The organism is Bacillus sp. NP247 (assembly GCF_018966865.1).
Taxonomy (GTDB): domain Bacteria; phylum Bacillota; class Bacilli; order Bacillales; family Bacillaceae_G; genus Bacillus_A.
In genome coordinates, this window is record NZ_CP076653.1 from 2,932,864 (window position 1) to 2,945,000 (window position 12,137).

The following is a 12,137-nucleotide window of genomic DNA, read 5'->3' on the forward strand; positions in this document are numbered from 1 at the left end:
TAGGTTTTTTTGTGTGCATAAAATGTGTATAACTTTTCGTTCAGTTGTGGATAATGTGGAAAAGTTATTTGGGAGTTTATATTACAAAGGTGGATATGTGTATAACGTTGTGGATAACGCAGATGAAGTCTGACCTTTGAAGAAATTCTTTTTTGGGAAATAAAAAAACAAGGAGATGTCCAAAAAACATTTTGAAACATCCGCCTCTTATTATATAAGGTGCTACTATTGTCAATCCTTGTCGAATTGTTTATATAATTTCATTTATTATGGTATTGATTCCGAATTAGAAAATAAAAAGGAGGTCATCTCGTCAAAAAGCCCGACTTATGAGACATCCTCCTCTTTTAAATTCTCTTATATATGCATTTCTTCCCATTCTGCCATACAAGCTTCAAGCTGTTCTTGTAGTGTTTGTTTTTTAGTTGTAATTTCACTAGCCTTTTCATAATCTGCATATATTTCTGGTAAGCAAAGCTGGTCCTCTAACGTAGCAATTTCTTCTTCTAAGCTTACGATGTTTTGTTCTAGTTCTTCAATTTTTCGAGTGCGTTGACGTTCTAATTGTTTACGCTCTTTTTCTTCGAGATAATTTAATTTTTCTTGAGCTACAGTTTTTTGAACTGGTGCCTGATTTTCTTGCTGTTCTTGTTGTTCAAATGCTGCGCGTTCAATCATTTCATTTTTCTTATCCACATAGTAATCGTAATCACCTAAATACTCTTGCGCACCTTCTGTTGATAACTCAACAACCGTTGTCGTTACGCGATTAATAAAGTAGCGGTCATGAGAGACGAATAGAAGAGTACCTGGGTAATCAATTAAAGCATTCTCCAAAATCTCTTTACTATTTAAATCAAGATGGTTTGTTGGCTCATCGAGAATTAATAAATTGGATTTTTGCATCATAAGTTTTGCAAGAGCTAGTCGAGCCTTTTGTCCACCACTAAGAGAAGATACTGGTTTTAGTACATCATCCCCTGTGAATAAAAAGTTGCCTAGTATAGTGCGAATTTCTTTTTCAGGTTGCAGGGGATATTCATCCCATAGTTCATTTAAAACTCGCTTAGAAGATGTTAAGTTAGCTTGCTCTTGATCATAATAACCAACAGATACATTTGACCCGAAAGAAACATCACCATTTAGTAGAGGTAACTTATTCACAAGTGATTTTAACAATGTGGATTTCCCAATTCCGTTCGGTCCAACTAAAGCAACACTATCCCCACGAGTTAAGCGCATAGTTACATGTTCAATAATCGGATCTTCATCATAGCCAATAGTTGCATCTTTAACTTGTAAAACATCATTTCCACTTTGTTTTTCAATATCGAAGTGGAAGGAAGCTGATTTAGAATCGCCTAATGGTCTAGCTAATACTTCCATTCTGTCTAATTGTTTACGGCGACTTTGAGCACGTTTTGTCGTAGATGCACGAGCAATATTTTTTTGCACAAAGTCTTCCAGTTTAGAAATTTCATCTTGTTGTTTTTCATAACGTTTCATCTCTTGCTCGTATAGAGCTGATTTTGAGTCTAAATATTTACTGTAGTTACCAACAAATCGTCGGCTTTCCTTATTAGAAATTTCGTATACTTGTGTAACAAGTTTATCTAAGAAATAACGGTCATGGGAAACGATTAAAATCGCGCCAGGATAGCCTTGTAAATATTGTTCAAGCCATGTTAGTGTCTCAATATCCAAATGGTTTGTAGGTTCGTCTAAAATAAGTAAGTCTGGTTTCGTTAATAATAATTTCCCAAGAGCTAATCTCGTTTTTTGTCCACCACTTAATGTAGAAATTGTCGTCTGATGTGTTTCAACTGGGAAGCCAAGACCGCTTAAAATCGAGCGTATATCTGCTTCATACTGATAGCCACCTTGATCTTTATAATCTAATTGTAATTGGTCATAATCAGCTAATAATTTCTCGTATATAGCCGCATTTGAAAAGTTTTCTTCTTTTCCCATCTCTTGCTCTAGCCTTCGAAGTTTTGTCTCCATCTGCTGCAAGTGTGTAAAGACGGTTAACATTTCATCCCAAATTGTTAAAGACGTTTCTAATCCGGTATTTTGAGCTAAATACCCCATTGAGACATCTTTCGGTTTTATAATTTCACCACCATCATGAGATAACTCGCCAGCCATTATTTTTAATAATGTAGATTTTCCGGCTCCATTTCGTCCGACTAATGCGATACGATCTTTTGTTTGTACTTCCAATTTTATGTTTGCAAGAATCGTTTCTGCACCGTATAATTTCGAAAGTCCATTCACTTGTAATAATATCAATGTTTTCACCTCAAATAATTTCTTAACTTTGCCATGTTTATATTTCTCAATCATACTAAAAATAGTGTATAGTTTAAAATAAAGAGAGAATACTTCTTCTCTTTATTATACAAGGAAATTCATGAGTGCTAAACTTTTGTATTTGATTCAAGTATACGAATAAAGATAGGAAGAGAGGAGAGGTTATATGGATCAGCAAAAAATTCCACAGGCCACTGCCAAACGATTGCCTCTATACTATCGATTTATCCAAAACTTATCTCTTTCTGGTAAGCAACGTGTTTCATCAGCCGAATTGAGTGAAGCGGTAAAGGTTGATTCCGCAACTATTCGAAGAGATTTTTCATATTTTGGAGCGTTAGGAAAAAAAGGATATGGATATAACGTAAATTATTTATTATCATTTTTCCGTGAAACACTCGACCAAGATGATATAACACGTGTGGCACTTATTGGAGTAGGTAATTTAGGGACCGCTTTCTTACATTATAATTTCACGAAAAACAATAATACAAAAATTGAAATGGCGTTTGATGTTAATGAAGAGAAAGTTGGAACAGAAATCGGAGGAATTCCTGTATATCATTTGGATGAATTAGAAGAACGTTTATCAACTGATATACAAGTGGCAATATTAACGGTACCCGCTACAGTAGCGCAATCTGTGGCAGATAGATTGGCAGAAACAAACGTACATGGTATTTTAAATTTCACACCAGCACGCTTAAATGTGTCAGAGAATATAAGAATTCATCACATTGATTTAGCTGTAGAGTTACAAACGCTTGTTTACTTTTTGAAGAATTATCCACAATAAAACGCAGAGGAGATGACCTCTGCGTTTTATTATTGTTTTTTCTTTGTGAATTTAACTAATATAAGGCGAAGTGCCAAATTAAAATCAATTGTTGCCATAACTGCAAATAGTATTGTCCACATATTCCAGATTGTATCTGTTACGTTCGTAATGGCGAAGCGTGTAAAGATACATCCAAGAAGAAAGTACAATGCAGCCATGAACAATGGTGAGTTTCTCATACTAAAAATCCTCCGATAAAGCCTTGCATTTTTTCAGCTTCTTTAATCATTTCTTGAATTTGTTCATTACTCACTAAAACTTGAGCAATTGCAACTAATGTATTCATTGCAACATGAGCTGCAATAGGAACTATAATTCGTTTCGTCTTTACGTATAAAAAGGCGAATACGAGCCCCATAGAAGTGTATACCAATAAGTGAGTAAAATCAAAATGAATCGCCGCGAATACAAGTGAACTAATGATAGCGGCAATAAAGAAGTTAAACTTCTTATAAAGTGTACCGAATAAAATTTTTCTAAATACGATTTCTTCCAAAATAGGTCCTATTATAGATATGACGATAAGGAACCAAGGTGTCGTTCTTGCGATGTCCATAAGTCTTGCTGTATTTTCAGATCCCGGTGTAATCCCTAATAAACGCATTTCAATCATACCGGCAATGCTTTGTGAGAACAGTGCTAAGAAGAAACCAATAAAAATCCACCCAATTGTAGCTGGAACAGTAGAGCGCGTTTTATCTAAATGCCTGTCACGAATATCTGTTCTGAGTAACCAAAGTACAACGCATAATGCAATGAAAAAGCTAATGATAGCCCAATGACCAGTTATGAGCTGAATCTTTTCCTCTCTAGTAAATCCCCTATTATCGTATAGTCCAGTTTTCAGGAGAAGTGGTAACCCGGCAATGCCTGATAACTGCATTAAAATGTATGTAACGATAACCCACCAATATTGTTTCTTCAAATGGTTTAACCATCCTTTCTAACTCTAGTGTATGAGATAAAGTAGGATAACATGTAAATATGCTACCTATCATATAAACTTTCATTCGAATTATGATTCTTTTGTAAATCTTTATTTGAAATTAAAATAGAAGACAGGAAAAAGTTGTGTGTTTAGCGAAAACAACTTAGGGTGTCTTTCATATTGTAACATACGAGTGGTGGAAACAACGATTCATATAGTAAAGGTAGTGGAAGAAGGATTCTATATAGAAAAGTATATATAGTAATTTGCGAAAAAATTATGATTTTTTTACTTGCAAAAGAAATTGAGATTATTTATTATTAGAAGTGTGTTAGCACTCGTGTGACTTGAGTGCTAATAAATAAAATTTACATAACAAAATGAGGAGGTTATTGTTCATGCTAAAGCCATTAGGTGATCGCGTTGTAATTGAACTTGTTCAAGCAGAAGAAAAAACAGCAAGTGGTATTGTATTACCAGAAACTGCAAAAGAAAAACCACAAGAGGGTAAAGTTATTGCAGTAGGTACTGGCCGAGTGCTTGAAAATGGTGAGCGTGTTGCTTTAGAGGTAGCAGCAGGTGATCTTATCATCTTCTCAAAATATGCAGGTACTGAAGTGAAATACGAAGGTACAGACTACTTGATTTTACGTGAAAGTGACATTTTAGCAATTATCGGTTAATTATATACATTTTAAAAATTCAAGGGGGTCAATTATTATGGCAAAAGATATTAAATTTAGTGAAGAAGCACGTCGTTCGATGCTTCGCGGTGTCGACACTCTTGCAAACGCAGTAAAAGTAACGCTTGGGCCAAAAGGTCGTAACGTTGTACTTGAGAAAAAATTCGGTTCACCACTTATTACAAATGACGGTGTAACAATCGCAAAAGAAATCGAATTAGAAGATGCATTCGAAAACATGGGTGCGAAATTAGTAGCAGAAGTTGCTAGCAAAACAAACGATGTTGCTGGTGATGGAACGACAACTGCAACTGTATTGGCGCAAGCTATGATTCGTGAAGGTCTTAAAAACGTAACAGCTGGTGCAAACCCAATGGGTCTTCGTAAAGGTATCGAAAAAGCTGTTACTGCTGCAATTGAAGAATTAAAAGTGATTTCTAAACCAATCGAAGGTAAATCTTCTATCGCACAAGTAGCTGCTATTTCTTCGGCTGATGAAGAAGTAGGTCAATTAATCGCTGAAGCAATGGAGCGCGTTGGTAACGACGGCGTTATTACTTTAGAAGAATCTAAAGGATTCACAACAGAATTAGACGTAGTAGAAGGTATGCAATTTGATCGTGGATATGCATCTCCTTATATGATTACTGATTCTGACAAAATGGAAGCGGTTCTTGATAACCCATATATCTTAATTACTGACAAGAAGATTTCTAACATTCAAGAAATCTTACCAGTATTAGAGCAAGTGGTACAACAAGGTAAACCACTTCTTATCATTGCTGAAGATGTAGAAGGCGAAGCGTTAGCTACATTAGTAGTGAACAAACTTCGTGGTACATTCAATGTAGTAGCTGTTAAAGCTCCTGGATTTGGTGACCGTCGTAAAGCAATGCTAGAAGATATCGCAATCTTAACTGGTGGCGAAGTAATCACTGAAGAATTAGGACGTGACTTAAAATCTGCTACAGTTGAATCTTTAGGACGCGCTGGTAAAATCGTTGTAACGAAAGAAAACACAACTGTAGTTGAAGGTATTGGAAACACACAACAAATCGAAGCTCGCATCGGTCAAATCCGTGCGCAATTAGAAGAAACAACTTCTGAATTCGATCGTGAAAAATTACAAGAGCGTCTTGCTAAACTAGCAGGCGGTGTAGCAGTAATTAAAGTAGGTGCAGCAACTGAAACTGAGTTAAAAGAGCGCAAACTTCGCATTGAAGATGCACTTAACTCAACTCGTGCAGCAGTAGAAGAAGGTATCGTTGCGGGTGGTGGTACTTCACTTATGAACGTATACACGAAAGTAGCTTCTATCGTAGCTGAAGGCGACGAAGCAACAGGTATCAACATCGTACTTCGCGCACTAGAAGAGCCAGTTCGTCAAATCGCAATCAACGCTGGTCTAGAAGGATCTGTAGTTGTAGAGCGTCTAAAAGGCGAAAAAGTAGGCGTTGGTTTCAACGCAGCTACTGGCGAATGGGTTAACATGCTTGAAACTGGTATCGTAGACCCAGCTAAAGTAACTCGTTCTGCACTTCAAAACGCAGCATCTGTTGCAGCTATGTTCTTAACAACTGAAGCTGTAGTAGCTGACAAGCCAGAACCAAATGCACCAGCAATGCCTGACGTGGGCGGCATGGGCATGGGCGGTATGGGCGGAATGATGTAATTCCGTTCGCTCGAAAAACATCCACTTCTATATAGAAGTGGATGTTTTTTTGTGTTTTTGAGAGCGGGAAAATAATTTCTGTAGAATTTTGTCGCTTTCTCTCTTGACCATACTGATACTTCATTGTTAGAATCTAGGAAGATAATATAAAACAATCCTTCATATATCCTCGATGATATGGTTTGAGAGTCTCTACCGGGTTACCGTAAACAACCTGACTATGAAGGCAGTGCGTCTTATATTTATAAAGAGCGGAAGACTATCTTTCTTTATAAAGCCAGACCCCTGCCTTTTCTTTGTTATGAGACTAGAGGCGGAGGACTGGCTTTTTTTATTATATTGGTAATGCTTTTCGCCAAATTGGTGAAAATATTTATATACGAGAACTAACGTTGGGGTGATTATTTTGAAGAAACAGCATGATACAATTATCGTTTTAGATTTTGGGAGTCAGTACAATCAGTTGATAGCACGTCGAATTCGTGAGTTCGGTGTATACAGTGAACTTCATCCACATACAATTACTGCAGAAGAAATTAAAGCGATGAATCCGAAAGGGATTATCTTCTCTGGTGGACCAAATAGTGTATACGGTGAAGGTGCATTACATTGTGATGAAAAAATCTTTGAACTAGGATTGCCGATTTTCGGTATTTGTTACGGTATGCAACTTATGACACAACAGTTCGGTGGTAAAGTAGAACGTGCAAACCACCGTGAGTACGGAAAAGCTGTTCTTAAAGTAGAGAACGAATCAGAATTATATGCGAACCTTCCAGAAGAGCAAGTTGTATGGATGAGCCATGGTGACTTAGTAACTGGTTTACCTGAAGGATTCGTAGTAGACGCAACAAGTGAGTCTTGTCCAATTGCTGGTATGAGCAATGAAGACAAAAACTTATACGGTGTACAATTCCACCCAGAAGTACGTCACTCTGAGCACGGTAACGATTTAATTAAAAACTTCGTATTCGGCGTATGTGGTTGTTCTGAAGGATGGAACATGGAGAACTTTATCGAAGTAGAATTAGAGAAAATCCGTGAAACTGTTGGAGACAAAAAAGTATTATGCGCACTTAGTGGCGGTGTAGACTCTTCCGTTGTAGCAGTATTAATTCATAAAGCGATCGGTGACCAATTAACATGTATTTTCGTGGACCACGGTTTACTTCGTAAAGATGAAGCAGAAGGTGTTATGAAAACATTTAGCGAAGGCTTCCATATGAACGTTATTAAAGTGGATGCACAAGAGCGCTTCATGAACAAGTTAAAAGGTGTAGAAGATCCAGAACAAAAACGTAAAATCATCGGTAATGAATTCATTTACGTATTTGATGATGAAGCTTCTAAATTACAAGGAATGGACTTCCTAGCGCAAGGTACACTTTACACGGACATCGTTGAAAGTGGTACAGCAACTGCACAAACAATTAAATCTCACCATAATGTTGGTGGACTTCCTGAAGACATGCAGTTCAAATTAATTGAGCCTTTAAACACTTTATTTAAAGATGAAGTACGTGTATTAGGATCAGAACTAGGAATTCCTGATGAAATCGTATGGCGTCAACCGTTCCCAGGTCCAGGACTTGGTATTCGTGTATTAGGTGAAATTACAGAAGAGAAATTAGAAATCGTTCGTGAATCTGATGCGATTTTACGTGAAGAAATTATAAAAGCAGGATTAGACCGTGAAGTTTGGCAATACTTCACTGCGCTACCTGGTATGCGTAGTGTAGGTGTTATGGGTGACGAGCGTACTTACGATTACACAGTAGGTATTCGTGCAGTAACATCTATCGACGGTATGACAGCTGACTGGGCACGTATCCCTTGGGACGTATTAGAGAAAATCTCTGTACGTATCGTAAACGAAGTAAAACACGTTAACCGTATCGTGTATGATATAACGAGTAAGCCACCAGCAACTATTGAGTGGGAATAGTATTGTAATAAAAAAGATCCATCTATCGTTCATGTATAGATGGATCTTTTTGTTTTCGTCCTTAATACGAACGAAAATACAAAAGTTTATAAAAATGTTCGTTTTTAAATTGACAAAACCACCTCCTCGAGTTAATATGAGTATGTAATTCAAACGAAAAGTGAATATTATGCCGTCGTATAATATCGGGGATATGGCCCGAAAGTTTCTACCTAGCTACCGTAAATGGCTTGACTACGAGGCGTTTGTATAAAGATGAGGGGAAACTTGTCTTTATTTATAGAACGCTTCCATGTATATGCAATGGGAGCCTTTTTTATTTTTATAGATAAAAGAGGGCTAGGGTGAAATACGGCGAGTAATCATATAACGGGGGAAACGTAGGATGAAACGCTATTTTCAGTTTGATGAGCTCGGTACGAATTATAAGACTGAGTTCATAGCAGGGTTAACGACATTTCTATCTATGGCTTACGTACTATTTGTCAATCCTGCTACGCTGTCGCTTGGAAATGTTAAAGGGTTACCAGCAGGTACAGGAATGGATCCAGGTGCAGTATTCGTTGCTACAGCATTAGCAGCGGCGATTGGTTCGTTAATTATGGGGATATTTGCGAAGTATCCGATTGCTTTAGCGCCAGGTATGGGAATAAACGCGTTCTTTGCTTATACAGCGGTGTTAACGATGGGAATTCCGTGGCAAACGGCGATTGCTGGAACATTAATGTCAGGTATTATCTTTATTATTCTTACTGCTTCAGGTATTCGTGAAAAAATCATTAATGCAATTCCAGTAGAGTTAAAGTTTGCAGTAGCGGCGGGTATTGGATTATTCATTGCCTTCCTTGGATTCCAAAACGCTGGAATTATCGTAAAGAATGATGCTGTTCTTGTTGGGTTGGGGGACTTAACAAAGGGCACAACGTTACTAGCAATCTTCGGAGTTGTTACTACAATCATTTTCATGATTAAAAAAATAAATGGTGCAGTTTTCTACGGCATGATTCTTACGGCGATCTTAGGAGTAGCGACTGGATTAATTGATACACCGAAAGCTGTAGTGGGAGCAATACCGAGTCTAGAACCAACGTTCGGGGTAGCGTTAACTCACTTTGGAGACATTTTTACTGTTGAAATGGGTATTGTTATTATAACGTTCTTCTTTATCGATTTCTTTGATACAGCAGGTACGCTCGTGGCGGTTGCGAATCAAGCGGGATTAATGAAGAACAATAAATTACCACGTGCAGGAAAAGCACTATTTGCAGATGCGATTGCAACTGTAATCGGTGCGATCTTAGGTACGTCGACAACAACGTCTTATATTGAATCTTCTGCAGGGGTAGCAGCGGGTGGACGTTCTGGATTTACAGCAGTTGTAACAGCAGGGTTCTTCTTACTGGCACTATTCTTCTCGCCGCTATTAAGTGTTGTGACACCAGCTGTAACAGCGCCAGCATTAATTATTGTAGGAATCTTGATGGTTTCATCTTTAGGAGAAATTGATTGGAAGAAATTCGAGATTGCAGTACCAGCATTCTTTACTATCATTTCAATGCCACTTACGTATAGTATCGCAACAGGAATTGCAATCGGATTTATCTTCTATCCAATTACAATGGTTGTGAGTGGCCGTCGTAAAGAGATTCATCCAATTATGTATGTTATGGGAGTTTTATTTGTACTATATTTCATCTACGTTCGTAAATAAAAGGGGTTTTTTGAAAGGTCTAGACTTAAGGGGAGTCTAGACCTTTTTTTGCGTCTTCAGAAAATCTTAAGGATTTCCGAGCGTTTTTCTTCAGAAATTTTCTTATAATAGAAGTTAGGGATTAAAAATGATGGGGGAGATATTGTGGCTGGAGAAACAATACTTGTCGTAGATGATGAAAAAGAAATTAGGCACCTTATTACAATATATTTAAAGAATGAAGGATATAAAGTACTGCAAGCAGGGGACGGAGAAGAAGGGTTACGTTTACTAGAAGAAAATGAAGTACATCTAGTCGTATTAGATATTATGATGCCGAAAGTAGATGGTATTCACATGTGTATGAAAGTAAGAGAATCGAAAGAAATGCCGATTATTATGCTTTCTGCGAAAACGCAAGATATGGACAAAATTTTAGGATTAACTACAGGTGCAGATGATTACGTAACGAAACCATTTAACCCGTTAGAGCTAATCGCAAGAATTAAATCTCAGTTACGTCGTTATATGAAGATGAATGGTTTTGCGATTCAAAATGAGGACGAGTTAGAAATTGGAGAGATGAAAATAAACATCTCCACTCATACAGTCATTGTGGATGGAGAAGAAGTGAAACTGACCCCGAGGGAATTTTCAATTTTAGAATTACTAGTTCGTAATCCGGGGATGGTCTTTAGTGCGGAACAAATTTATGAAAAGGTTTGGAACGAAAGATCCTTCCAGTCGGATAACACGGTAATGGTTCATATTCGGAAAGTGCGTGAAAAGATTGAGGAGAATCCAAGGAAGCCTAGATATATAAAAACAGTATGGGGAGTGGGGTATAAGGTTGAAAAAGATATTTAATCCGTTTACTTATGTAAGGAAAATAAGACAATTAATTGAGAAATTAGTAAAGAGTGTACGAAAGAGTATAAGAATTCAATTGATTACTACTTTTGCTGCTTGTGCGTTATTAGGAGTCTTTTTTGCAAAGGGAGCTGCACCATTTTTTGAGAATGCGAATCGTCAAGCGACTGTCGATTATCGGTCTGGTATGCAACAAATTAATTATCAAGCTCAAAGAGCAGCAAATAGTTCGGTTCATGAAAATAAATTAGAAGCTATATCCAATATGATTGAAACGGAGAATCAAAATTTAGAGCGAGGAAATAGAGCTTTAAAAATACTGGTTACTGATGAAAGTGGTAAAGTTTTATATAAAACAAAGCAGGCGCAAGAAGAGCAAATCGATTTGCACAATACAATTCGTAATGCAGCATCATTTGCGATCAACTATTCAAATGGTCAAGATATATTTGAAAATACGAGAAAAGAATTTATAGCTTTTTCACCTATTACAATAGAAGATAAGAATTTATATATGTTCGTTAGTGGAATTCCGGATGGTGTAGTAATCTATAATACGCAAGAAGGACCGTTTCCGTTTTTCATAGGTGTACTTGTGTTCATTTTCTCTTTCTTCTATATAACAAAAAGAAAGATGAAGCAAATTGAAGCGATGGCAGCAGGTGTAAAGGAAATAGAAAAAGGAAACTTAGCGTACCGTATTGAGAAAAAGGGTGAAGATGAGATTGCAGCTTTAACTGAGAATATTAACAATATGGCAGAAGAGCTTATGAATAATATAGAAAAAGAGCGTAAATTAGAAAAGCAGAAAAACGAGCTTATTACGAATGTATCTCATGATTTACGTACACCACTTACTTCTATTATGGGTTACTTGAGATTACTTCGAGATTCTAAATATGAAAATAAAGAACAACATGATGAATATACAAGAATTGCTTTTGCAAAGTCGGAGCAGTTAAAGAATTTAATAGAAGATTTATTTGAGTATACGAAGTTAACAAATGAGCAAGTTGTATTAGAAAAACAAGAAGTATGTATAAATGAGTTACTTGAGCAATTAATAGAAGAGTTAGTACCACAGGCGGAAGAGCATGGACTTGCGTTTGTTAAGAGATTTCCTGAGGAACGTGCATATGCATCGATTGATTCGGAGAAGGTGGTTCGTGTATTTGATAATTTACTAATGAATGCGATT

10 protein-coding genes and 2 riboswitches (1 of these 12 running past the window's edge) are annotated in these 12,137 nt (G+C 36.9%); of the genes, 7 read left to right on the forward strand and 3 right to left on the reverse strand.

Annotation, left to right across the window (positions count from 1 at the left end; translation table 11 throughout):
• Positions 1-357: 357 nt before the first annotated feature.
• Entirely contained in the window at positions 358-2,292 is a 1,935-nt protein-coding gene (locus KPL75_RS15575; RefSeq protein ID WP_219916900.1) for an ABC-F family ATP-binding cassette domain-containing protein, read from the reverse strand.
• A gap of 187 nt (positions 2,293-2,479) precedes the next feature.
• Between KPL75_RS15575 and KPL75_RS15580 the strand changes: the two genes are divergently transcribed.
• Positions 2,480-3,109, forward strand: a complete 630-nt coding sequence (locus KPL75_RS15580; protein WP_219916901.1) for a redox-sensing transcriptional repressor Rex — start codon at positions 2,480-2,482, stop codon at positions 3,107-3,109.
• 29 nt (positions 3,110-3,138) lie between these two features.
• On the opposite strand, the gene KPL75_RS15585 is transcribed toward KPL75_RS15580, so the two are convergent.
• Positions 3,139-3,330 (reverse strand): YdiK family protein, encoded by a 192-nt coding sequence (locus tag KPL75_RS15585; protein WP_001246201.1) that lies wholly within the window; start codon positions 3,328-3,330, stop codon positions 3,139-3,141.
• Positions 3,327-4,076, reverse strand: coding sequence for a CPBP family intramembrane glutamic endopeptidase (locus tag KPL75_RS15590; protein WP_219916902.1), 750 nt, complete (start codon positions 4,074-4,076; stop codon positions 3,327-3,329). The genes KPL75_RS15585 and KPL75_RS15590 overlap by 4 nt, the downstream gene beginning before the upstream one ends.
• Positions 4,077-4,477: 401 nt before the next feature.
• On the opposite strand from KPL75_RS15590, the gene groES reads away from it, so the two are divergent.
• The 6 genes from groES to ampS all read left to right on the forward strand — a co-directional run.
• Positions 4,478-4,762: a co-chaperone GroES gene (groES, locus tag KPL75_RS15595; protein ID WP_002009985.1), complete on the forward strand. Its 285-nt coding sequence runs from the start codon at positions 4,478-4,480 to the stop codon at positions 4,760-4,762.
• A 37-nt stretch (positions 4,763-4,799) separates the two neighbouring features.
• Complete coding sequence (groL, locus tag KPL75_RS15600) at positions 4,800-6,434, forward strand: chaperonin GroEL (RefSeq protein WP_219916903.1); 1,635 nt, start codon at positions 4,800-4,802, stop codon at positions 6,432-6,434.
• A 139-nt stretch (positions 6,435-6,573) separates the two neighbouring features.
• Positions 6,574-6,675, forward strand: a riboswitch (purine riboswitch).
• A gap of 165 nt (positions 6,676-6,840) precedes the next feature.
• The gene (gene guaA, locus KPL75_RS15605) at positions 6,841-8,379 is read left to right on the forward strand and encodes a glutamine-hydrolyzing GMP synthase (protein WP_375141008.1); all 1,539 of its coding nucleotides are present in this window, start codon (positions 6,841-6,843) and stop codon (positions 8,377-8,379) included.
• A gap of 155 nt (positions 8,380-8,534) precedes the next feature.
• A riboswitch (purine riboswitch) is annotated at positions 8,535-8,636 on the forward strand.
• 128 nt (positions 8,637-8,764) lie between these two features.
• Positions 8,765-10,090 (forward strand): NCS2 family permease, encoded by a 1,326-nt coding sequence (locus tag KPL75_RS15610; protein ID WP_002151426.1) that lies wholly within the window; start codon positions 8,765-8,767, stop codon positions 10,088-10,090.
• A 144-nt stretch (positions 10,091-10,234) separates the two neighbouring features.
• A complete protein-coding gene (locus KPL75_RS15615; protein ID WP_219916904.1) occupies positions 10,235-10,936 on the forward strand; it encodes a response regulator transcription factor in 702 nt (233 codons plus the stop codon).
• Positions 10,920-12,137: the 5' portion of an aminopeptidase AmpS gene (ampS, locus tag KPL75_RS15620; RefSeq protein WP_219916905.1), read on the forward strand. Its footprint extends 288 nt past the window's final position; 1,218 of the gene's 1,506 nt are visible here — the first part of the coding sequence; it begins with the start codon at positions 10,920-10,922; the stop codon falls past the right edge of the window. The genes KPL75_RS15615 and ampS overlap by 17 nt, the downstream gene beginning before the upstream one ends.